This is a genomic window from Paenibacillus piscarius (assembly GCF_022234545.1).
Taxonomy (GTDB): domain Bacteria; phylum Bacillota; class Bacilli; order Paenibacillales; family Paenibacillaceae; genus Paenibacillus_AQ; species Paenibacillus_AQ piscarius.
Genome location: NZ_JAIEUI010000018.1, coordinates 72,431 through 95,541, shown reverse-complemented (window position 1 = coordinate 95,541; position 23,111 = coordinate 72,431). Strand labels below are relative to the sequence as shown.

Sequence of the window (23,111 nt, the reverse complement as noted above, 5' to 3'; positions counted from 1 at the left end):
CGAGCGCAGCGGTATGCGGGCCAGATGTAATCGAAAAACCGACTACATTGGGCGAGTGCAGGGGTGTGCGGTCCAAATGTAATCGAAAAACCGACTACATTGGGCGAGTGCAGCGGTATGCGGACCAGATGTAATCGAAAAACCGATCACATTCGGCGCTGCACGGGCGCGCGGTCCAAATGTAATCGAAAAACCGACTACATTGGGCGCTACGTGGGCGCGCGGTCCAAATGTAATCGAAAAACCGACTACATTGGGCGAGTGCAGGGGTGTGCGGGCGGAATGCAATCATGTCCATGTCCGGTCGATGGGACAAACCCGCGAAATTAAGGTACACTTAACTGGACGATCCTGGAAATGGATCAAGAGAACGGGGTGGAAGCATGTGATATCGAAGGGGACTCCTGCGATTATAAATAAGGAGAGGTTAATCAATGGAATCAACATTCGAATTAACATGGGATCTGGAAGACATCTATCCCTCCTTCGAATCGGAGCAGCTTCAGCAGGACCGGGTGCAGGCGGAGACGCTGGCCGGGGAGCTAGGGGCATGGGCGGCGGCGCAGCAGAGGAATACCGGAAGAGCGGCTGCCGGAGTGATGGAACAATTCCTGAGCCAATATAATGCTTATCTGCAGATCTATTTACGTCTCTTCAGTTATGCGGAGTTAAGATTCAGTGCGGACAGTGACTGCACCGAGGCCGTCCGGCTGATGGACGGGCTGGAGGAGATTAATGGCAGTGCGGGCGAAGCGCTGGTCAGCTTCAGCAAATGGCTGGCTGCGGTAAGTGCGGATGAGCTGGAGCAGAGCATCCGGTCCAGTGTCTATCTGGAGCAGCATGGCTTCTACCTGCGCGGATTACAGAGCCGCTCACAGCATATGCTTAGCGGAGAGGGCGAAGCGGTAATTGCCCGGCTGCAGAGCACCGGCTCCAAAGCCTGGGAGCGGCTATACATGCAGACGCTGTCTACCCTGCGCACCGATATGGTGCTGGGGGAGGAGACCCGTAAGGTAACGCTGGCGGAGCTGCGTAATCTCGTCTATGATCCCGATCCTGCGGTGCGGCGGGCTGCGGCTCAAGCGGAACACGAGGCCTGCCGCAGTGTAGCGGAACAGAGTGCTGCCTGCCTGAATGCGGTAAGCGGCGAGGCTGCGGCGGTCTATGAGCTAAGAGGCTATGCCTCGCCGCTGCACAAGGTGCTGGACGCTTCGCGGATGGACCAGGAGACGCTGGAGGTGATGCTTCAGGCGATCGGGGAGAGCCTGCCGGCCTTTCAGCGGTATTATGCCAGCAAGGCAGAACGCTTGGGGCATGAGGGAGGGAGGCTGCCGTTCTGGGATGTTTTTGCACCTATTGAGGAGGAAGCTTCGGCCCGCATCACCTATGCTGAGGCCCAGGCGATCATTATTGCAGGCTTCGACAGGTTCAGTCCGGAGCTGGGCGGCTTCGCCCGCAAGGTATTCGGGCAGCGCTGGATTGATGCCGAGCCGCGCAGCGGCAAGGGCAACTTCGGGATGTGTGTCGATATTGCACCACTGGGAGAGAGCCGGATTATCACAAGCTTCCATGGTCATTATATAGATGTGAGCGTGCTGGCCCACGAGATCGGACATGCGTACCACAGCAGCCGCCTTGCCGGATTAAGTATGGTCAATATGGATTATCCGGTGCCGATTGCGGAGACAGCGTCGATTTTTGGCGAGAGCCTGGTTAATTATGCATTGCTGCAATCCCTGCCCGCCGAAGAGGCGGATGCCATTCTGGAACGGAGTCTCTCAGACGCCGGGTATTATATTGTGGACTTTTATGCCAGATATTGCTTCGAGAGCGGGTTATACGCCCACAGGACATCCGGTCCCTTAACGGTGGAGGAACTGAATGCGCTGATGCTGGAGTCGATGGAAGCTGCTTACGGGGACAGTGTGCTGCCGGGCTCTATTCATCCTTACCAGTGGATCAGCAAGGCCGGGTATTATATGGCAGGCAATGAGTTCCTGAACTTCCCGTATTCCTTCGGACTGCTGTTCTCCAAGGGCCTGTACGCCCAGTATAAGAAGCAGGGGAAGGCGTTCGTGAGCCGTTATGAGCAGTTCCTCACAGCAACCAGTACCCGGAGCATCGCGGATGCCGCGAAGCTGATGGATATTGATGTCCATTCCCCCGATTTCTGGCGGGAGGCGCTGGGCTTCATTGCGCAGGATATCAATAAGTTCGCGGAACAGGGGAAGGATGGATATTGCGGGGCGGGCGGTTCCTTTTTGGGGGGAAGTGTGGTAGAACAGTAGTATGAGTATACGCCCCAGCGGCACAGAAAGGGATGCTTGATTGAATGTATGTAGTATGCAAGGAACACGTTGAGCTGGCCATCGACAAATTTGTGGACGAGTACGAGGATGCACCGGATGTCGTCGATCTGAAGGAGACGGAGTTCTCGGACTGGGACCCGCCGGCGAAATGTGCGGAATGTGAACGGAATGCGGAATATCTGGTCGTCTGAGGACGGCAGAATAAGAAACACCCTGTGGCCGGGAAGGGCTGCAGGGTGTTTTGGCGTGCGGGCGTATGCGCGTCGCGTATGGTTCAGTTGCGGATAAAGTATTAGCAGTCTGCCGCATTCGCCATATCGGCCAGCGGTCTGCGCTGACTGCCCCGCAGGTAGATGAAGGCCGAGCCAATCGCTACGATTGCCGCAACCGACAAGCCCCAGTAGATGTTGGAGTAAGCGGATTGAAGCGGCAGGCTGCGCTGCCATTCCAGGGCGCTGGCGGCCATCGCTACGCTGAAGGCGCCGCTGAAGAACTGCAGCAGCTGGAACAGCCCCATCCCGGAGCCAATCTGCGAAGCAGGCAGAATGCGCGAGATTTCATTCGATACACTGCTCGACAGCACAGTGAAGGACAGGCTCATGATCATGTAGACGAGCATGACGGCGATCCAGGATTGCCCGGCGAATAAGGCGAACAATACGGTGGCGGCCAGCACGAGCAGTGGTGCGAAGCGCAGAATTCCGGTGTTACCGTAGCGGTCAATCATCCGTCCGACCAGCCGGGAGACGAAGATGGCCAGCAGCGAGCCCGGGAAAATGACAAGCCCGGCATGGCTGGCGCTGAAGCCGAAGCGGTGCGTTAGAATCTGCGGCAGCAGGAACAGGGTAGCGAAGCTGCACAGGTAAGAGGCAACCCCGATCAGCGCCAGTACCAGGTAGGACCGGTTGCTGAACAGCGCAGGCAGCACGAATGGATCAGGAGTGGTGCGGATACGCCCTACAAATAAGGCAATCGCGGCGATGCCGGCGATCAGTGCGATCCACAGTCCGCTGGTCAGGAACAGCAGCAGCCCGGTGGTCCCCACGCCGAGGAAGATCCCGCCCAGGATGTCGAATGAGCCGCTGGCCGGGACCTCCTTAGGAAGCAGGATCAGGAACAGCGGCACCAGCAGCAGAATGGCGGCAGTGACTGCGAACAGCCAGGTCCAGCCCAGATATTCAACGATGGAGCCGCCGGCTACCGGACCCAGTCCCAGTCCCAGGGAGACGGCCGACATGATCGTCGCCATGGCTTTGCCGCGCCGGGCCTGCGGAATGTAACGGGTGAACAGGACAAGGGACAGCGACATCACGGCGCCTGCACCTGAGGCTTGCAGAATACGCACAATCAGCAGGAAAATGAAGCTGGTGCTGAAGAATCCGGCTACAGCCGCAAGCCCTAAGGTGAGCAGCCCGATAACCAGCAGCCGGCGGATCGGCAGGAAGTCCGATAGGCGGCTGTAGGTGATGGAGGCAATAGAGAACATGATGGAATATCCGGTTACAATCCAGGAGGCGGACGCTGCGGTGATGCCGAAGGTCTCGGTGACATCGGGCAGGGCCAGATTGAACATCGCTGTGTTCATAATCACGAGCACGACAGCAACGCTGAATAGCAGAGTTAACAGTCCCTCCCGTGGAAGGGCCGCTTGCGGAGCAGCCATTGAAAGCTCTTGATCACCCTCAGAAGCAGATGATGAGGTCATGAGAAAGCCACTCCTTCAATTCAATTATTGTATAGTTCGATTACTTACGAACTATTGAAATATAGCATGGGCTAATGTAAAATGCAATTAGGAAATCATCGTGAAAAGAAGTACTATTACCTACTCTGAAGGAGTCTTATTCATGAAGCAGCTCCATCACCCGGACCGCAAGGACATTCAGCTCGCCTCGGTCTTGTATGCGCTTAGCGATCCGATCCGTCTATATGTAGTGTCAGAGATCTGTAACCACGGCCCGCAGGCCTGTAACAGCTTCAAGGTGCCGATTGCCAAGTCTACACTGACCCATCATGCCCGGACGCTTCGCGAGGCGGGGGTCATTCATACCCGGGTGCAGGGGACCCAGCGAATTCTGTCCCTGCGGACGGAGGATCTGGACGAGCGGTTCCCCGGGCTGCTGGATTCCGTATTGCAGGCTTACGACAAGCCCGGCCCGGAGGAGGGATTCGGGGGAACGGAAGAAGAAACACCTGAGCAGGATTAACTAATCATATAACGTAAGACATCATTGCCACTCCAGGTCCTGGGGTGGTTATTTTGCATACAACCGTTACCATTGACAGAATTGTGTCGGTTACAGTAATATCTTAATTTGTAATGATAATCATTATCGATTAGAAAAGAGGAAGTTAACGCTATGTCCGCACCTACAGCTAAAGGGAAAAATCTGCTGCAAGGCCTGCTGCTATTACTGGTTATATCTGTCTTTGCTGCAGGCTGTTCATCGAATAATACGGAGAAATCAACGGGCGCCGGAGGGGCGCAGGCAGCCAAGACGATTACCATGGCATGGCCCCGGGATATCGGACCGATGAATCCGCATGTGTATAATCCGTCCCAGCTGCTGGCCCAGTCTATGATCTATGAGCCGCTTGTCAGTTATAAGGACGGGAAGCTGGTCCCGGCGCTGGCCGAGTCCTGGACAATATCTCCTGACGGCAAGGTATATACGTTCAAGATCCGCAGTAATGTCAAATTCTCGGACGGAACGGCATTTAACGCTCAGATGGTAAAAAAGAACCTGGACGCTGTCCTACATAATAAGAAGATGCACACATGGCTTGGGATGATTCCGCTGATTGAGAGCATGGACGCACTTGATGACACTACGTTCCAGCTCACGCTGAAGGAGCCGTATTATGCGGCACTATATGATCTTGCGGTGGTGCGGCCTGTGCGCTTCCTTGGCGAGGCGGGCTTCCCGGAGGATGGAGATACGTCCAAGGGCGTGAAGAGCCCCATCGGAACCGGTCCTTGGGTGTTAAGCGAATACAAGAAGGATGAATCGGCAACCTTCACTCCGAACCCCAATTATTGGGGAGAGAAGCCGAAGGTGGACAAGGTCGTGGTGAAGGTGATTCCTGATGCGGAGACCCGTATGCTGTCTTTTGAAAAAGGGGACGTGGATCTCATCTACGGTGAAGGCCTGATCAGCTATGACGCCTATAAGGAGCTTGAGAGCAGCGGGAAGTACGTCACGAAGCTGTCTGAGCCGGTGGCCACCCGCAATCTGGTGCTGAATACGATGAATCCGAAGCTGGCTGATCTTAAGGTCCGTCAGGCCCTCAGCATGGGCTTCAACAAGCAAGCAATGGTCGAGGGAGTGACGCTGGGGCTGGAGGAGAAGGCGGATCATATCCTGCCGCCGAATCTGCCTTATGCCAATATTAAGGTAAGCCCGGTGAACTATGATGTGGAGCAGGCGAAGGCGCTGCTGGACGAGGCAGGCTGGAAGCTGCCGGCAGGCTCGGACGTGCGGGAGAAGGACGGGCAGAAGCTTGAGCTGGAGCTGATGTATGACAAGGCTGATCAGACGATGAAGGCAATGGCCGAGACGCTGCAGGCCGAATGGGCGGGGATCGGTGTGAATCTGAAGATCACCGGTGTCGAGCTGACCGTCTACATCCAGCGCAGAAAGGCCAATGAGTTCGATATGAACTTCTACTCCACCTTCGGTGCGCCGTATGACCCGCATTCGTTCATGACTGCCGTGGTACAGCCGGGCTATGGGGTCTCGGATACGCTGGCAGCCTTGACGATGAAGGCGGAGATTGACCAAAAGATTAAGGAAGCTATGGCGACGACAGATGACAAGGCCCGTACGGAGCTGTTCGGCTCTGTGCTCACTACACTGCAGGAGCAGTCTTCGATTCTTCCGATCTCCTACATCAAGCAGATGGCCGTGTACCGGGACGATGTGGCGGAGTTCCAGTTCCCGTCCAACCGGGATGAATATCCGCTGCATGGCATCAAGAAGAAGTAGCAGCCGTTCGGGAGGGTTCTAAGTGGGCGTATATATCGGAAAAAGAGTGCTGTCGGTCATCCCCATCCTTCTGTTCTCCTCGCTGCTGATGTTCGTAATGATCCGGGTGGGGCCGGTGGACCCGGCGGAGGCTTATCTGGCTGCGGCCCATATCCAGCCGGATGATGAGGTGCTGGCCGCCAAGCGGCATGAGTTCGGACTGGATCAGCCGCTGCTGGCACAATATGTCCAGTCCGTGGGCCGGCTGCTCCGTCTGGACTTCGGGAATTCCTACATCTCCAATATGCCCGTAGGGGAGGAGGTTGCCCGGAAGCTGCCCGCCACGATTCAGCTTGCATCTGCCAGCATCTTGCTGGCGCTGGCAGTCAGTATCCCTCTTGGCGTGTTAGCGGCAATCTACCGGAACCGGCTGGTGGATCACCTCATCCGGGGATTCGCCTATATCGGAGCCTGTGTGCCGGTCTTCTGGATCGGCTATCTGCTGATGTTCTTCATCTCGGTCAAGCTGGAATGGCTGCCTGTGGAGGGCAGAGGGTCCGTGCAGCATCTGATTCTCCCGTCCATTACCCTGGCGCTCTGGCTGATAGCCATCTATGCGCGCCTGCTGCGGACGACCGTTCTGGAGGAGCTGAAGGAGGCTTACGTCCGTTATGCCAGAGCCAGAGGGATTAAGGAACGTGTCATTCTCTATAAATATGTACTGAGAATTGCCATAGCACCGCTGATTACAGGGCTGGGTATTAACTTGGGGAAGCTGCTGACCGGAGCAATCATCGTCGAGCAGGTATTCTCCTGGCCGGGCTTCGGCCGATACTTCATAGAAGCGGTAATTAACCGTGATATTCCGGTGATTCAGTGCTATGTCATGCTCTCGGTCTGTGTCATTGTGGGGAGCAACCTGGCGGCAGATCTGCTCCAGCTCTTCCTGGACCCGCGGATTGCGCGTAAAGGGAGGGTCAGCCAAGGATGAATACCTTAAAGAGCCGCTTCAAAGGTAAAAGAGTGATCGTCATCTGCGGCAGCCTGCTGATGCTGTTTACCCTCGCCGGACTTCTGGCTCCCTGGATCTCGCCCCATGACCCGGTAAGGGTGAACCTGGCGGCGAAGCTTAGCCCGCCCTCCTGGCAATATCTCCTGGGGACAGATCAGCTGGGCCGGGACAATCTGTCCAGGCTGCTGTATGGAACCCGGATATCGCTGGGCTTTGCGGCTCTGATTTTTGCCGCATCGCTTGGGGTGGGGCTCTTAGCCGGGGTGGCCGCAGGCTACAGAGGCGGGTGGCTGGACGCGGTGCTGATGCGGCTATGCGATGGTATCATGGCTTTTCCCAGTATGATCCTGGTCTTCGGTCTGATCGGGATTCTGGGGCCGGGCCTGTCTCAATTGGTCATCGCTCTGATGCTGGTGCAGTGGGTATATTTCGCCCGGATGTTCCGCAATATGATCGTCAGCCTGAAGGAGCGGAATTTCATTACGGCTGCTCGGATCAGCGGCTCCTCCTCCTGGCAGATCATGCGCAGGCATCTCATTCCCAACATCCTGCCGTCCGTGGTGGTGATTGGGACGCTGGAGATGGGCTGGGCGATTATGGACATCTCGGCGATGTCGTTCCTGGGGCTGGGCGTCCAGGCGCCGACACCGGAATGGGGGGCGATGCTGAACGAGGGGAAGTCCTTCATCCGCAATCATCCCGAGCTGATGCTCTATCCGGGCCTGATGATTATTATGGTGGTAGCTTCGTTTAATCTGCTGGGCGAGGCGCTGTCTGAGCGGTATGGCGTCAAACGGGGCTCCTGAAAGAAGGAATGAGCGAATCATGGAACAATCCGAATATGTCCTGCAGGTGCAGGGGCTAAAGGTATCGGTAGAGACGGCGGCGGGCAAGCGGACGCTGGTAGAGGATATTCATCTGGCGCTGAAGCCGGGGCGTGTGCTGGGTCTGGTGGGGGAGAGCGGCAGCGGCAAAACCGTGACGTCGCTCGCGCTCCTGCAGATGCTTGACCGGCAGACGAGTGTGACCGAAGGCAGTATCCGGTTGCTGGGCCGTGAGCTGAACGGGCTCCCGGAGAAGGAGATGCGCAGGCTTCGCGGCAGCCGGCTCGCGCTGATCATGCAGAATCCGATGACCGCCTTCTCGCCGGTATACACCCTTGGGGTACAGATGATTGAAACGGTTAGAACCCACCTTAAGCTGGGGCCCAAAGAAGCCAAAGCCTGCGCCATCCGCTCCATGGCCGATGTCAATCTGCCCGAGCCCGCCGTGCTGCTCGGGAAGTATCCGCATGAGCTGAGCGGCGGGATGCTGCAGCGGGTGATGCTGGCGCTCACCATGTGCCTGAAGCCGTCCGTCATCATTGCCGATGAGCCGACCACGGCTCTGGATGTAACGAACCAGCTCCAGGTGCTGCGTCAATTGGACCGGATGCGGCTGGAGCAGGGCACCGCCATTCTGCTGATCTCCCATGACCTTGGCGTAATTGCCGAGCTGGCCGACGAGGTCGCCGTGATGCAGCACGGGCGGATTGTGGAGACCGCCGATGTGTTCGAGCTGTTCGACCATCCCCGGCATGCATACACCCGGGAGCTGCTGGCGGCGAGGCCTGTGCTTCAGCCCGGTCTGCAGCAGGGAGGCCGTCTATGACCGCCGGATTCGAGACTGAATACATGCTCGAGGTCAGGGATGTCACCCATGCCTATTCATCCTCCCGGAGGTGGGGGCGTTCCCGTGCCCATACGCAGGAGGATGTTCTGTCCCGCGTATCGCTGCATATTGAGGAGGGGACCTGCCTGGGGCTGCTGGGATCAAGCGGAGCGGGCAAAAGCACCTTGGGCCGGATTATCCTGGGTCTGGAGCAGCCCAGAGAAGGCCAGGTATTGTTCCGGGGCCTGGATCTGTACAGGCTGGACGCCAAGGCGCGAAGAGGCCTCCGCCGCGATCTGCAGGTGGTCTTCCAGGATTGTTATTCTGCCGTGAATCCCCGGATGACAGCGGAGCAGATTATTGGCGAGCCGCTGTCCAATTATGAGTCCCTGAGCGTTCAGGAGCAGAAGCGGGCGGTGGGCGAGCTGCTGGAATGTGTCGGACTAAGCGCCGCAGATATGCAGAAGCAGCCGTACCAGTTCAGCGGCGGGCAATTGCAGCGGATCAACATCGCCAGGGCGATTGCGCTGAAGCCGAAGCTGATTGTACTGGATGAGGCGGTCAGCAGTCTGGATATGATTAACCAGACAAATATTCTGCGGCTGCTGGGGGAGCTGCGGTCAGCTTTTGGCCTATCCTATCTGTTCATCACCCATGATATCAAGGCCGCCTGTATGATCTCAGATGCACTGGCTGTCATGGCTAAGGGCAAGATCGTGGAATATAACGGCAGCAAGGAGCAGTTCCTGCAGTCCTCCCATCCTGCGGTCCGGGGACTGCTTGACTCGATGCTGGCTGACCATCCGCGGAACCGGCACCGTGACCGGCCCGGCTGGCACAATAACGATTGAATTCCGGTGAGCAGAGGGGACCGCTACGGTCTTGCCTTCTGCTCACCTTTTTGCTGTGGAGGCAGCTCTTGGTAGGACGCATTCGCTTCCTCCAGCACCTCCGCTCCGCCCGCTGCCAGGAACTCCTCTACGAAGTCCCCGAAGGCTTCAATCGGCCGTTCCCCGGTAATGAAGCTGATATACGCCTGGTCCCGCAGCCGGATGAGCCCGGGGCCGTTGCGGATCAGGGCAGGGGTTGCCACCTCCAGGGCATTATAGATGCCGTCTTGATCGAGCCCCAATGTAGCCGCCCACTGCTCCCTCCTGTCTGTAGGAAGGACTGGCAGAGTCATCCCTATATTTGCGCCGATCTTATTCTGATAGCTGAACATATGGTTGTACGGCGGCAGAATGATGATGTCCTGCTTGTCTGCTCCGGCCCAGTTCCAGTGTGTGCCCCGGATGCCGTATTGCAGGGAGGCGGCTTCCTCCCGGTCAGGGTCCGCGCTGACATAATCCAGCATCTGCAGAAGCGTCTCCAGCTTGCCCGGCTCGCGGGCGGCATCCGCACCGATGGCGGTGAAGCTCATCAGCATGTCATAGGCTTTGGAGCCGCGTCTGCCGTCAGGACCGCTGAACGGCCGCCCGAACACCACCCTGGCCTGCGGCTGCTTGGCGGTTAACTCCTTGACGTTGAAGGTAGCCCCGACCGGAGTAAGCCGGGCCTTCTTCTCGCTGTCCAGGCTCCACTCCAGGTAATCCCCGTCCTGAATCCAGTGATAATAATTGCCCATCGAGGTCATGCCGATCCGCCCGCTAATGAAGGCATGGGACAGATGCTTATACCCCCCGCTGTTCTCCCCGGTGATGAATTCGGGATCAATCACCCCGTCCTTGTACCATTTGCGGAGATAGTGCAGCGCCTCCTGCATGTCCGGCTCCAGTGCGCCGATGACAAGCCGCTGATCCTTCCGGCTGAAATAGAGCTGATCCGTGAAGACCATCTGCCCGAATGCGCCGAAGACGACATTCATTCCCTCCAGTGATAAGCCATACGTATCTCTAATACCGTTCCCGTCCGGGTCCTCATTCGCAAAAGCATAGATCACCTTCTCGAAATCTTCCAGCGTCTCCGGCACGGCAAGTCCAAGCTTGTCCAGCCAATCCTGCCGGTAGACGACAGGTACCCGGTAGATGTTGGTTGGGTTAATAACGGGAATACCGTAGTACTGCCCGTTAATACGCCCGATATCCTGGTAGGCAGGCGCATGCTCACGGATGGCTGCCAGAATATGAGGGGCATAGGTATTCAGCAGGTCCTCCGGGATAGGGGCAAGCACGCCCTGCTGCTGGTACTTCAGCAGATCCTGGGTCTGCCGGACCCGGAACAGGTCGGGAATGCTGCCCTGCACCAGCTTCAGATCGAGCAGGGATTCATATTTGTTGTTCGGCAGATTCCAGATTTCCAGATTCACACCAAACCTCTTCTCCAGCTCCCGCACCATCACTGCATCCTCCGGCACCGGCAGATTCTGATGCATGGTCCAGGAGATGGTGAACCCCGGGGCAGGGGCAGGAACAGCAGAAGCAGACTCAGAAGCGGAGGTGTCCTGCTGCTCCTGATCAGGCGCAGACGAGAGCGAAGCCGGCGGTCCGCTGCAGCCGCTGATCAGCGCGAAGAGAATCAGGAGTACAAATCTTGTATACATCAGAATTCCCCTTCCTTATCCCATGCTGATCCCGGTCTGCGGCGGCTGCGCTGTATGCACAGTGCGCAGATAATTCCCCGGCGTACAGCCGTAGATCTCCTTGAATCGCTTAATGAAGTATGGCGTCGTTCCATAGCCGACTGTGCTGGCAATTTGCTCGATCGACATGGTATTCTTCTCAATCAGCCGCCGGGCCTCTTCCATCCGTACGCCGGTGATATAGTCCGTGTAGGTGACACCCAGCTCCTCCTTAAAGAGCTTGCTGAGATACTTCGGACTGATGAATACCTTGGCGGACACGGCATCCAGCGACAAATCCCCAGACAGATGCTCGCCGATATATGCCTTGGCGGCTTCAATAGTGGTGAGTGCCCGTTCACTGTTCCGCTTCTGCGTCTCTGTAATGAAGGTGCGGATGGAGGCGGTGAACCACTCCTGGAGCTGGCGGATATCCGCCTGGGCGATATATTCGTTATACAGATCCAGATGCCCGTGGGCGGAAGGGGTATAACGGATGCTTTTCAGGTAATCCGAGTACATAAATACGGTATTCGCCAGAATGAAGTGGCAGTAATCGGCCGGGTAGCTGCCTTCCCGCATGGCGGAGATCAGCTGCTCCAGAGCGGCCAGTGTCTCCTCCAGCTGCCGGGTCTGCAGCTTATCCTTGAACCTCAGCAGGACCGGCTGCGGGATTTCGTCCAGACTCTGCTCCTTCAGAAGCAGCGTCTGATCCTTCAGGACCCTGATCTCCGGCAAAAAATAAGCATATTTCATCAAGGCCTGCGCTTCGGCATAACTCGTATGCAGCAGGCGGACGTTGTCCACCCAGCCGCCCAGCGAGAGCTGAACATCGAGCTGAAACTGCCGCGTAGTCTCTGCGGTGATGCGTGCCGCGAGCTGTTCGAGGAGTGCCTCCGAGGCTTCGCGCGCACTGGCTATGACCACGAGCTGCTTGTCCGGCAGCTCTTCAGCCAGGATACGGATCCCCGGGAGCGGGATCGCCGCAAGCGCCCCGGCCATCCCGCTCATGGCGGCCTGCATTCCGCCAAGACTCATGCGGGCATAAGCGCTCCGGGTGTTGAGCAGCAGGCAGCAATACCGGGTATGCTCCGGAGGGATCCCCAGGAATGCCGGGTCTCCACTTACGCTGCCTTGGGCAGGGCTGTCCTGAAGCAGATTCAGGATGATATTCTGCCGGATATGCGGACTGCTGGCCTCTAGCGTATCCTCCAGCGTGGCGACTTTGTCGTTCAGGCGGGTGAAGGCGGAGCCGATCATGCTGAACTCATTCACAGCCGGACCCGGCAGCGGGCCGGTGAGGCTGCGGATGGTCTGGAGCAGTCTTTTGACCGGATGATAGTTCATTCTGGCCAGAATCCCGGATAAGCCGATTCCGATCAGGAGAGCGAGCAGACAGAGAGAGAGGATCACCCGCTGAACCACGCGCCACTTCTCATAGAACAGATTCGCCGGAGCAGCGCTGATGAGCTTCCATCCGGTCGAGGGCAGCTCCTGATAGGATATGACATAGCTGCTGCCGCCGATCTGCTGGCTTAAGCTCCCGGAAGTCTCGGGTGAGGAGAGCGCATTAGTGATACTGGCCGCATAGGTGTCGGCCTGAGCCGCAGCATCCGGATTCGAGCCGGCCACAATTCCGCCGGAGGGCGTAGCAATGAAGCTGCTCTGGTAGCGGGCAGGCATCATATTCTGCATAATCGCACGCAGCGCGCTCTCCTTCACATCAATAGCGATCAGCAGCTCGCTGTCTGCACCGGAGGACTGGAACGGATAGCTGTGCGCATAGGTAATCAGCTGGCTGCCGCTCCCGCCGGGAAGGCTGGAGACGATATCATCCGGTACGAAGCGGGCTTCGGTCCAGAAGCTGTTGCGGGAGCTACGGCTCATGCCGTTCACCCAATCCATCCAGTAGTCAGCCCCCGCTTGCCGGCCGGCCTGGAGTTTCAGCCCATACATCGAGGACAGCAGGAGCTGCTGCCTGGGAGCATATAGATGTACAGCTTGGATCAGGTCCGAATGATTGGACACCTGCGTATTCAGCATCTCCTGGAGACTATTCACCCTACTGAGATTGGCTGGCAGTGAGGTGCCTGTGAGCACACGAAGACCAGCCTTCTGATTCAGAGAGATTTCGAGATAGATCTGCTGGACCCGCTGCAGCACGGAGGCCTCAAGGGTCCGGGCGGTATTATCAAGGATGAGCCGGTTGCGGCCTTGAAGCTCCTCCTTATATTGATTCGAGAAATACAGATAGAAGGCAGAACAGAGCAGGAGAACGATGACGAGCACCACAGAGATGTATGAAGCAGCTAGGGCGGCAAAGGCAGAGTTCCATTTTCGCAAGACGTATTCCCCTCCCAGGCGGATTATACACTAGCCCCTCACAGGTCTGTTCGGGATTCATGTTAAATCTGTGTTAAATCACCGGAAATAGCAGAATTGATCCCAAAATCATGGAATTGCGAAATTGTGTTATTGAGTGGCGGCGGAGGCAGGTGCTATATTGAGTCCGATTCAGGCAATCCAAATCATAAGATAGGGGCTGACATATTGAACTTGAAGCCGAAAAACAAGCTGTTGTCTGTTGGTGCAGGTCTGATACTTCTCACGAATTCTATTGCAGTATATCCTGCAGGGGCGGCTGCGGGCGATTCCTGGGCCAGGCTGCCGGATGCTCCGGCATGGGGGCATTTCGTAGATACTTATAAGAATAACACACCTGTGAATATGGCGGTGTATTCGAATCCCTCGATTGGTGTTCTATCCGGCTTCCTGGAGCTTTGGACACCGGGCGAAACCTGGGATACCGGGACGATGAAGAATCCCGATGTATTGAACTACAACATTCAGTATGTAGCTGATCTGGCCAAGACCCGAACCCCGGCAGAGGAGCAGGCCGCGTATTACGATGACCGCAGGAACCAGACCTATGGCGCGGTGGACGGGCTTGGTCCGTGGTCTGAGGTGTACCGTTCCATGTCTGGAACCTACACGACCATTACCAGCATCCCTGAGGATGCTACTACTGTGAAATACAATGACGGCAATGACAGTAATAAGGCCGGAGATTCCAATTCAAGCTTGGGCCAAATGGTCGACCTGATCGGCAAAGTCCGCGGCGATTATGCCTCCACAAGCCAGGCCAAGAAATTCTACAGCTACATGCGTCCGTTCCGCTGGAAGGATACCTCTGTTATCGTGCCGACGCTGATGCCGGCAAGAAGCAGTACGCCTGCCACGGATGGCGGCTTCCCAAGCGGCCATACGAACGCTTCCTATCTTGCCGCCCTGGCGCTGGCCTATTCCGTACCGGAGCGCTTCCAGGAGCTGATGACCCGGGCCTCGGAGATGGGCAACAACCGGGTTGTCGCCGGGATGCACTCGCCGCTGGATGTTATGGGCGGACGGGTGACAGCCATGGCCTTCGCAGCGGGAGCGCTGAATGACCCGGATAATGCAGCGCTGAAGCAGGCCGCCTACACGCAGGCCCATGAAGTGCTGCTTACACAGACAGGGACGGCAGAAGACCGGTTCACGGATTATGCCAAAAACAAGGCCCAGTATGCCCAGCGGCTGACCTACGGCTTCCCGCAGATTCATTCGACAGCTGTGCCTGCCGTTGCTCCCAAGGGAGCGGAGGTGTTGCTGGAGACCCGCCTGCCTTATCTGAGTGCAGATCAGCGCAGAAAAGTTCTCGTAACAACGGCACTCCCTTCCGGCTATCCGCTATTAGATGATCCTGAGGGCTGGGGCCGGCTGAATCTGTTCGCTGCGGCGGACGGGTACGGCGCATTCGCGGAGAATGTAACGGTAACGATGGACGCTGCCAAGGGAGGCTTCCATGCCGCCGACCGCTGGCGCAATGATATCTCCGGCACAGGGGGGCTTACCAAGGAGGGTACAGGCGCGCTGAAGCTGGCGGGCAGCAATACGTTCTCCGGCGGCACCGAGGTGAATGCGGGTGTTCTGGAAGGAGACACGGCAAACGCCTTCGGCAGCGGAAACGTAACGAATACCGGCGGCTCTGTCGTAGAGAACGTCTACGGTAAAATGACGATCGGCGGCAGCTTCATCCAAGCCTCCGAAGGAACGCTTGTACTGAACCTTGCCGGTGCAGACGATGTACTTGAGGTGAAAGGCGCAGTGAAGGCTGACGGGAAGCTGAAGGTGAACTTCGCGAACAGCTACGCTCCCGGCAGCGGTCTGATTCCGCTCATGACGCATGGCGAGAATCAGCGCAGCGGACAGTTTGCTTCCGTGCAGGTGGAAGGACTGCCAAGCCAATATAACGCCCAGGTTGTCTACCTGAGCAATCAGATTGCGCTTAGTATTACCGATACTTCAAGCAACCCGGGCTCCGGCGGCGGAACTGGCGGCGGCAATCCGGGCGGAACACCGGGGACTCCGGCTGGTAATACCGGAACCGTACCAGGGACCACCGGAACCACACCAGAGAACGGCAGCACTACTCCTGCTGAACCGGAGAAACAGCCACAGGGCGGGGTGGATCCGTTCCAAGCCGGAGTGGTTAGCCGTGAGGCAGTATACAAGACTGTAACTGAAGCCATTGCGGCTACGAAGAATCAGAGCATCAGCTTCAAGGACACTGCAGGCCACTGGGGCAGCAGCACCATCGCTACAGCCGTGAAGCTGCAGATCATCAGCGGCTATGCGGATGGCACCTTCCGCCCGGATGCGCCGGTCACCCGAGCCGAATTCGCGGTGATGATCGCCCGTTCCTTCGGGCTGGGCACTACTCCATCGGCGTCTAAATTTGGGGATACAGTCTCCAATTGGGCGGCTGGCTATATCGGTGCCTTGGCTGACAAAGGCATCATAACCGGGTATGCGGACGGCAGCTTCAAGCCAGGCGCGACCATCACCCGCGCCGAGATGGTCACGATCATCGGCCGTGTGCTGAACCTCGGTGTGCTTCAGACCGGGACCCCGGCAAGCTTCACCGATGTCAGCAGCAGCTACTGGGCGGCTGACGCCATCCGCCAGGCGGCTTCGGCCAATCTGGTCAAGGGCATCTCTGCCTCGGCGTTCGCACCGAAGAATCAGGCTACCCGCGCCGAAGCGATGGCTGTGATTATACGTGCGCTGGAGAGCGACAGTGCGGTTAAGGCTGCAATTGCAGGGCTGTAATCGGCAAAATTGTCAGCACCCATGGAATGGAGCGACAACCAGGCTGTAAGTAATTTCGCATAGAGCAGGGAGCACAGGCCGTTGGCTTGTGCTTTTTGCTTTTGTTGCGGCCACTCCGTGTATTGTTTCGCGTTCAATCAACATCATGTGGGCATATTTGACAAATTCAATCTACAAGTGTAGTGTATAGGACAGAGCTTATATCTACACTTGTAGATTGAATGACGCCGCCACGAAATGGAGCTGTTAAGATGAGTACAACGCCGAAGATCTCCGAAGCCGAATGGGAGATTATGAAGATTATCTGGGAGCATCATCCGCTCACCGCCGAACAGATTACCCGGCTGCTGCCGGCATCCGTGGAATGGAGCGAGCAGACGGTACGCACCTTCGTGGCCCGGCTGCATAAGAAGAAGGCGATAGGGTATGAGAAATCCGGCCGGAGTTATCTCTACTACCCGCTGGTGTCCGAGCATGAGTGTGTCCGTGCCGAGAGCCGCTCCTTCCTGCAGCGCGTATTTGGCGGAGCCACCCAGTTAATGGTGACCAGCTTCCTGGAGGATGTGGAGCTGTCGAAGCAGGAGATTGAACAACTGGAGCAGCTGCTCCGGGAGAAGAAGTCGCACGGTGAAGGCGGCAGCTCAGGTAAGCAGGAATGAATATACTCTACGGATGGTTTGCCTGGATCGCAGAGCAGACACTGGCGGCGAGCATGGTCATTCTGGCTGTGCTGTTCATTCAATATACTCTGCGGAGATTCCTCAGCGCCCGGGTGCGTTACCTCCTGTGGCTGCTGGTCATTGCCCGGCTGCTGTTGCCTGCCGTACCGGACAGCCCGCTCAGTATGTTCCATATTCTCGGCTCTGGCGGACAATTCCTGACATCGGTGATGGATAAGGCACCAGACCATAGAGGCTCTGCGGGTGAAGATCAGGTGCATCTGCCAGGGGAGAAAGTTAAGACTGCATATCCGGCTAATAACACCGCTGCGGATATAGAGGGGCAGACAGGCAACATGCCGGTAGAGGGTGGGGCGGAAGCAGTTAACCGCAGCACTGCGCAAACCGTAAACTACCCGCTCTGGATGAAGATCGGCACCGTGATCTGGTTACTGGGAGCTGTATTTATGCTGCTGAATGGACTGCTGTACATACGGCGGATGCAGCGTGAGCGCAGACGGCTTAGACGGGTGAATGCCCCGGAGGTTCTTCAGGTGGTGCTTGCTGCCAGACGCCAGTTTGGAATAAAGAAAGCGATACCTGTCTATACCGGAGGTTCTGCTAACAACCCGTATCTGTCAGGACTAATGCGTCCATGGATCTTTGTCCCGGAGCAGGCTCTGCGGGAGCTCGAGGCTTCCCGGCTGCGGCACATCCTCGCGCATGAGCTTGCCCACTACAAGCGGCGGGATATGCTGTGGAACCTGTTAGGAAGCATAGCCGCAACGCTACATTGGTTCAATCCCCTGATGTGGCTGGCGATCCGGCGGATGAAGATTGACAGGGAGGTGGCCTGTGACGCCTATGTGCTGGAAGTACTAGGAGAAGAGGAGGCCATCGAATACGGGCTGACGCTGGTGGAGTTCCTGAAGCGCCTCTCACGGGTCCGGGAGCGGAGGGGACATCTCTATTTCTCTAATCCGCAGCAGAAGCAACAGATTCGGAAAAGAATCAGCATGATTCAATCTTTCCGCAAAGGCTCCTACCGCTTCTCTGCAACAGCCGTAGTTCTGGTCGCCCTGTTCAGTATGGTGACGCTAACAGGGGCCTCCGGGGAAGCGGCAGACTCTGCTGCAACGGGCACCAAGGCCAATCCCGCAGGCAAGCTTACCGGAAGTGTTCCTGGAGAGGAAAGTGCAGAACCGGCATCGGAGCAAGAGGAGCCCAAGGAGTCACTATTGGACATGGATGTGCAACAGACGGAGTATGTGACCCGCCATCATCTGTTTAAACCAATGAATATAAAAGTGGCTAAAGACGGTTACCAGGTTACGGTGAAAGGCTTCATGGCGGACAGGAATCTATTGTTTATCTTCTATACTGCGAGCGTGGATGGCGGCAGGTCGCTATTCTTCGATAAATCTTCCCATTCTATAGAATGGATCATTAGGGATGCTGTGACTGGCAAGGTGATTAACGGGCAGACTGACCCGCGGAGCACCGTTAGCCGCCCGGAGAAGAATATGGAATCTACGACTGCCAGAATTCAGTTCAATCCGCCTTTAATGAACCCTTCCTCCAAGATCAAGGTTCAATTCCGGCTGCGCTCAGTGGCAGCAAGCGGAGCCAAGGCACAGGATGCTCCGATCCTTCAGGCCGCCTTCGATGTGGGGGCAAGCTACTGGAAGCAAGAGGAACATACGATCCAATCGAAGGAAACGCTTGATGTAGACGGACACAAGCTCAGAGTGAAATTACAATTGACACCGCTCACAACGATAGTCACTTTTTATTCCGATGAACCGGTTTTCAAGAACACTGAATTCAAAAAAGCTTTCCATGAGAAGTATGGTTCTCCAATGCAGTGGTGGAGCAAGACAGAAACGGGAGACTATACGCAGCAAACACGCAGTACCTCTATTACGTATACAGATTATGAGATGAACATGCTTGCAGAGACCTATTTCCTGATGGATAAACCGCAAGCTCTGCGGCTTGATTTCGTTAAGAAGCCACCGGTACTGAAGGAATCGATAGCCCCTGAGAGTTCATATCAAATGAATTTTGATACTACCGGGCTGAATCAGAGCTGATTCGGATAAACCACCAACTTAAATTGAAGGAGAGTGTAACCATGATTAGAATGAAGCGGAATGAAATGAAGATCTCACATGCGGCGCAGATGAAGCCTGTGCAGGAGCCAAAGCAAGGGTCAGCGCCACATAAACGGCGGTCCTCCAGAACCAAGCTATCCGCCACTATTATTGCAGCTATGACAACTACAGCATTGGTGCTGAGTCCTTTTGCCGTTACTGGTCAAGCTCTAACCGCTTCGGCAGCAGCGGCGAATCAGGCGGCAGCACTGGCCCCCTTTGAGAAGCTGGAGATTCAGAATAAAGAGCAGATCCAATACGCCATCAAGCATAATCTGGTGCAGCCCCTGAATACAGTCGTCAAAAAAGACGGCTATCAGCTGGCATTGAAAGGCTTCATCGCTGACAAATATAATATGATCATTCTTTTTACAGCGCAAACCGATAGCAAGCGGGCATTTACGATTCAGCCGCCGGTAGGTCATGAGCTGACATTGACAGATGCCATTACCGGGAAGGTGATCAGCACCAGGAAGATGAATGATGCGAACGTACTGGGCGTAAGTCCGGCTAAGCAAAATAACATCATGCATGGAGCGGCTGTCATCCGGCTAACGACCCCGTTAAGCACGGCTCCCCAAAAGGTAGCTGGCGAATTTGTGCTAACCTCACTATCGGGCAGTGAACTGAAACAGGTAGAGGCGGTGCAGGCGCAGATGCTTGAAGAGACCCGGAAGGCTTTTGCAGCTAATCCTAAGGCCACAAGCTTCAAAACCAGTCCAGCACTGCTGAAGAAATATGAGGCGCTGAAGGGCAAGATCAAGAAGAGTCCGCCGCTGAAGGTGGCCTTTGAGATCAACCCTAAGGTCTGGGAGCAGAAGAGCCAGATGCTGTCGCCGGAAGAAACGCTTGATGTGGCAGGCCACAAGATTAAGATTAACTTGGAGTTGACACCATTATCTACAATAATAAAGTTATCTTCCGATGAGCAGGGCTTGTTTAAAGACAAGGCTTTTCTGAAGACCTTAAATTGGGAATATTACCCGAACATCATGGTGGAGAGCGGGAACGGTGAGTACACACCCCAACTGGGAGGATCTAATTATTCCTCTACGGATCAAGAGGTGACATTTGTGGCGGAAAGCTATTTCCAAATGAATCAGCCCAAATCGATTCGTATAGACTTCAAGGATGTGATGAAGAGAACAGTTTCACAGCAGGTGATTGTTGATTTGTCGAACCAATAATTGCAGGTTATCTGGGAGCATCATCCGCTCACCGCTGAACAGATTACCCGGCTCCTGCCGGCATCTGTGGAATGGAGCGAGCAGACGGTACGCACGTTCGTGGCCCGGCTGCATAAGAAGAAGGCGATAGGGTATGAGAAATCCGGCCGGAGTTATCTCTACTACCCGCTGGTGTCCGAGCATGAGTGTGTCCGTGCCGAGAGCCGCTCCTTCCTGCAGCGCGTATTTGGCGGAGCCACCCAGTTAATGGTGACCAGCTTCCTGGAGGATGTGGAGCTGTCGAAGCAGGAGATTGAACAACTGGAGCAGCTGCTCCGGGAGAAGAAGTCGCACGGTGAAGGCGGCAGCTCAGGTAAGCAGGAATGAATATACTCTACGGATGGTTTGCCTGGATCGCAGAGCAGACACTGGCGGCGAGCATGGTCATTCTGGCTGTGCTGTTCATTCAATATACTCTGCGGAGATTCCTCAGCGCCCGGGTGCGTTACCTCCTGTGGCTGCTGGTCATTGCCCGGCTGCTGTTGCCTGCCGTACCGGACAGCCCGCTAAGTATGTTCCATATTCTCGGCTCTGGCGGACCATTCCTGACATCGGTGATGGACAAGGCACCAGACCCTGGAGGCTCTGCGGGTGAGGATCAGGTGCATCTGCCAGGGGAGGGAGCTAAGACTACGTATCCGGCCAATAACACCGCTGCGGATATAGAGGGGCAGACAGACACCCTGCGGGTGGGCAATGAGCAGGCAGCCGTTAACCGCAGCTCTGCGCAAGCCGTAAACTACCCGCTCTGGATGAAGATCGGCACCGTGGTCTGGTTGCTTGGTGCTGTGTTTATGCTGCTGAATGGACTGTTGTACATCCGGCGGATGCGTCGTGAGCGCAGACGGCTTAGACGGGTGAATGCCCCGGAGGTTCTTCAGGTGGTTCTTGCCACCAGACGCCAGTTTGGAATAAGGAAAGCGATACCTGTCCATACCGGAGGTTCCGCTAACAACCCGTATATATCAGGACTAATGCGTCCATGGATCTTTGTCCCGGAGCAGGCTCTGCGGGAGCTGGAGGCTTCCCGGCTGCGGCATATCCTCGCGCATGAGCTTGCCCACTACAAGCGGCGGGATATGCTGTGGAATCTGCTGGGCAGCATAGCCGCAACGCTACATTGGTTCAATCCCCTGATGTGGCTGGCGATCCGGCGGATGAAGATTGACAGGGAGGTGGCCTGTGACGCCTATGTGCTGGAAGTACTAGGAGAAGAGGAGGCCATCGAATACGGGCTGACGCTTGTGGAGTTCCTGAAGCGCCTCTCACGGGTACGGGAGCGGAGGGGACATCTCTATTTCTCTAACCCGCACCAGCGGCAACAGATGCGAAGAAGAATCAGCATGATTCAAACTTTCCGCAAAGGCTCCTACCGCGTCTCCGCCACAGCCGTAGTTCTGGTCGCCCTGTTCAGTATGGTGACGCTAACAGGGGCCTCCGGGGAAGCGGCAGACTCTGCTGCAACGGGCACCAAGGCCAATCCCGCAGGCAAGCTTACCGAAAGCGTTCTTGGAGAGGAACGTGCAGAACCGGCACCGGAGCAAGGGGAGACCCTGGTGCCTTTAGTAAACATGGCTGTACAACAGACGGAATATGTGAACCGGCATCATCTGCTGAAGCCGATGAATGTAGAGATTGCTGAAGCCGGCTATCAGGTCACCGTGACGGACTTCATGGCAGACGAGAATCAATGGGTTCTCTTTTATACTGCGAGTGTTGACGGCGGAAGATCACTGGTCTCCGATGATCCACGTTTCGTAGAATGCATCATTACGGATGGGGTGACGGGTAAGGTGATTAATGGACGGACTTACCCCATGACCAGCACTAGCCGCCCGGAGAAGCATATTCAATATGCGGCTGCCAGACTTCGGTTCGATACGCCTATGACGAATCCGCCCTCCAAGATCAAGGTTGAATTCCGGTTGCGCTCACAGGCAACAGGCGAAACCAAGTTACAGGAGTCCCCGACACTCCAGACTACCTTCGATGTGAACGCAAGCTACTGGAAGCAAGAGAAATATACGATCCAATCGAAGGAAACGCTTGATGTAGGCGGGCACAAGGTTAGCGTGAAGCTGCAACTGACACCGCTCACAACAATAGCCACTTTTTATTCCGATGAACCGCTTTTTAAAGACAATGAATTCATAAAAGCTTTCCATGAGAAGTATGGTACCCCATTGCTGTGGTGGAGCAAGACAGGAACGGGAGACTATACGCAGCAAACAGGCAGTGCATCTGTTACGTTTACAGATTATGAGATGAAGATATTTACAGATACCTATTTTTTGATGGATAAACCGCAATCTCTGCGGCTGGATTTCATAAATTCAGCGATACCCGCGAGAGAGCCTGAGCCTACCTATCAAATGATTTTTGATATTACCGGGCAGAGTCAGAGCTGATTCAGATATAACCACTAACTTGTA

General features: G+C 56.0%; 17 protein-coding genes. 14 read left to right on the top strand and 3 right to left on the bottom strand.

Annotation, left to right across the window (positions count from 1 at the left end):
- The first annotated feature begins 434 nt into the window (after positions 1–434).
- Both K1558_RS24100 and K1558_RS24095 read left to right on the top strand, forming a co-directional pair.
- A complete protein-coding gene (locus tag K1558_RS24100) occupies positions 435–2,288 on the top strand; it encodes a M3 family oligoendopeptidase (protein WP_238654470.1) in 1,854 nt (617 codons plus the stop codon).
- A 44-nt stretch (positions 2,289–2,332) separates the two neighbouring features.
- Positions 2,333–2,500 carry a CxxH/CxxC protein gene (locus K1558_RS24095; protein WP_063829067.1) on the top strand — a complete coding sequence of 56 codons (168 nt, stop codon included), beginning with the start codon at positions 2,333–2,335 and terminating at the stop codon, positions 2,498–2,500.
- A 101-nt stretch (positions 2,501–2,601) separates the two neighbouring features.
- Here K1558_RS24095 and K1558_RS24090 read toward each other — a convergent pair whose 3' ends face one another.
- Complete coding sequence (locus K1558_RS24090; RefSeq protein WP_238654468.1) at positions 2,602–4,014, bottom strand: MFS transporter; 1,413 nt, start codon at positions 4,012–4,014, stop codon at positions 2,602–2,604.
- 142 nt (positions 4,015–4,156) lie between these two features.
- Between K1558_RS24090 and K1558_RS24085 the strand changes: the two genes are divergently transcribed.
- The 6 genes from K1558_RS24085 to nikE all read left to right on the top strand — a co-directional run bounded on the left by K1558_RS24085 (position 4,157) and on the right by nikE (position 9,787).
- Complete coding sequence (locus K1558_RS24085) at positions 4,157–4,516, top strand: ArsR/SmtB family transcription factor (protein ID WP_238654466.1); 360 nt, start codon at positions 4,157–4,159, stop codon at positions 4,514–4,516.
- Between the two features lie 153 nt (positions 4,517–4,669).
- Positions 4,670–6,295: a nickel ABC transporter substrate-binding protein gene (nikA, locus tag K1558_RS24080; protein WP_238654464.1), complete on the top strand. Its 1,626-nt coding sequence runs from the start codon at positions 4,670–4,672 to the stop codon at positions 6,293–6,295.
- 22 nt (positions 6,296–6,317) lie between these two features.
- The gene (nikB, locus tag K1558_RS24075) at positions 6,318–7,265 is read left to right on the top strand and encodes a nickel ABC transporter permease (protein ID WP_238654462.1); all 948 of its coding nucleotides are present in this window, start codon (positions 6,318–6,320) and stop codon (positions 7,263–7,265) included.
- Positions 7,262–8,092, top strand: coding sequence for a nickel ABC transporter permease subunit NikC (gene nikC, locus K1558_RS24070; RefSeq protein WP_238654460.1), 831 nt, complete (start codon positions 7,262–7,264; stop codon positions 8,090–8,092). The genes nikB and nikC overlap by 4 nt, the downstream gene beginning before the upstream one ends.
- A gap of 19 nt (positions 8,093–8,111) precedes the next feature.
- Positions 8,112–8,936, top strand: coding sequence for an ABC transporter ATP-binding protein (locus K1558_RS24065; protein WP_238654457.1), 825 nt, complete (start codon positions 8,112–8,114; stop codon positions 8,934–8,936).
- Between the two features lie 23 nt (positions 8,937–8,959).
- Positions 8,960–9,787: a nickel import ATP-binding protein NikE gene (nikE, locus tag K1558_RS24060; RefSeq protein ID WP_238654560.1), complete on the top strand. Its 828-nt coding sequence runs from the start codon at positions 8,960–8,962 to the stop codon at positions 9,785–9,787.
- Positions 9,788–9,810: 23 nt separating this feature from the next.
- On the opposite strand, the gene K1558_RS24055 is transcribed toward nikE, so the two are convergent.
- Both K1558_RS24055 and K1558_RS24050 read right to left on the bottom strand, forming a co-directional pair.
- Positions 9,811–11,475 carry an extracellular solute-binding protein gene (locus K1558_RS24055; protein WP_238654456.1) on the bottom strand — a complete coding sequence of 555 codons (1,665 nt, stop codon included), beginning with the start codon at positions 11,473–11,475 and terminating at the stop codon, positions 9,811–9,813.
- A 15-nt stretch (positions 11,476–11,490) separates the two neighbouring features.
- Positions 11,491–13,836, bottom strand: a complete 2,346-nt coding sequence (locus K1558_RS24050) for an AraC family transcriptional regulator (RefSeq protein WP_238654455.1) — start codon at positions 13,834–13,836, stop codon at positions 11,491–11,493.
- Between the two features lie 207 nt (positions 13,837–14,043).
- Here K1558_RS24050 and K1558_RS24045 point away from each other — a divergent pair, with 207 nt between their 5' ends.
- From K1558_RS24045 to K1558_RS24020, 6 genes are all read left to right on the top strand, one after another.
- Positions 14,044–16,641, top strand: coding sequence for an S-layer homology domain-containing protein (locus K1558_RS24045; RefSeq protein WP_274528771.1), 2,598 nt, complete (start codon positions 14,044–14,046; stop codon positions 16,639–16,641).
- A gap of 251 nt (positions 16,642–16,892) precedes the next feature.
- Positions 16,893–17,300, top strand: coding sequence for a BlaI/MecI/CopY family transcriptional regulator (locus K1558_RS24040; protein ID WP_238654454.1), 408 nt, complete (start codon positions 16,893–16,895; stop codon positions 17,298–17,300).
- Positions 17,297–19,393: a M56 family metallopeptidase gene (locus K1558_RS24035; RefSeq protein ID WP_238654453.1), complete on the top strand. Its 2,097-nt coding sequence runs from the start codon at positions 17,297–17,299 to the stop codon at positions 19,391–19,393. The genes K1558_RS24040 and K1558_RS24035 overlap by 4 nt, the downstream gene beginning before the upstream one ends.
- Positions 19,394–19,434: 41 nt before the next feature.
- Positions 19,435–20,640, top strand: coding sequence for a DUF4179 domain-containing protein (locus K1558_RS24030; protein ID WP_238654451.1), 1,206 nt, complete (start codon positions 19,435–19,437; stop codon positions 20,638–20,640).
- Positions 20,641–21,006 (top strand): BlaI/MecI/CopY family transcriptional regulator, encoded by a 366-nt coding sequence (locus tag K1558_RS24025; RefSeq protein ID WP_238654449.1) that lies wholly within the window; start codon positions 20,641–20,643, stop codon positions 21,004–21,006.
- The gene (locus K1558_RS24020; protein WP_238654447.1) at positions 21,003–23,087 is read left to right on the top strand and encodes a M56 family metallopeptidase; all 2,085 of its coding nucleotides are present in this window, start codon (positions 21,003–21,005) and stop codon (positions 23,085–23,087) included. Before K1558_RS24025 ends, K1558_RS24020 begins: the two co-directional genes overlap by 4 nt.
- The last annotated feature ends 24 nt before the right edge of the window (positions 23,088–23,111 follow it).

Coding starts and splice junctions, on each gene's coding strand:
- K1558_RS24100 (WP_238654470.1), top strand. CDS start 435: ATGGAATCAACATTCGAATTAACATGGGATCTGGAAGACATCTATCCC.
- K1558_RS24095 (WP_063829067.1), top strand. CDS start 2,333: ATGTATGTAGTATGCAAGGAACACGTTGAGCTGGCCATCGACAAATTT.
- K1558_RS24090 (WP_238654468.1), bottom strand. CDS start 4,014: ATGACCTCATCATCTGCTTCTGAGGGTGATCAAGAGCTTTCAATGGCT.
- K1558_RS24085 (WP_238654466.1), top strand. CDS start 4,157: ATGAAGCAGCTCCATCACCCGGACCGCAAGGACATTCAGCTCGCCTCG.
- nikA (WP_238654464.1), top strand. CDS start 4,670: ATGTCCGCACCTACAGCTAAAGGGAAAAATCTGCTGCAAGGCCTGCTG.
- nikC (WP_238654460.1), top strand. CDS start 7,262: ATGAATACCTTAAAGAGCCGCTTCAAAGGTAAAAGAGTGATCGTCATC.
- K1558_RS24065 (WP_238654457.1), top strand. CDS start 8,112: ATGGAACAATCCGAATATGTCCTGCAGGTGCAGGGGCTAAAGGTATCG.
- nikE (WP_238654560.1), top strand. CDS start 8,960: ATGCTCGAGGTCAGGGATGTCACCCATGCCTATTCATCCTCCCGGAGG.
- K1558_RS24055 (WP_238654456.1), bottom strand. CDS start 11,475: ATGTATACAAGATTTGTACTCCTGATTCTCTTCGCGCTGATCAGCGGC.
- K1558_RS24040 (WP_238654454.1), top strand. CDS start 16,893: ATGAGTACAACGCCGAAGATCTCCGAAGCCGAATGGGAGATTATGAAG.
- K1558_RS24035 (WP_238654453.1), top strand. CDS start 17,297: ATGAATATACTCTACGGATGGTTTGCCTGGATCGCAGAGCAGACACTG.
- K1558_RS24030 (WP_238654451.1), top strand. CDS start 19,435: ATGATTAGAATGAAGCGGAATGAAATGAAGATCTCACATGCGGCGCAG.
- K1558_RS24020 (WP_238654447.1), top strand. CDS start 21,003: ATGAATATACTCTACGGATGGTTTGCCTGGATCGCAGAGCAGACACTG.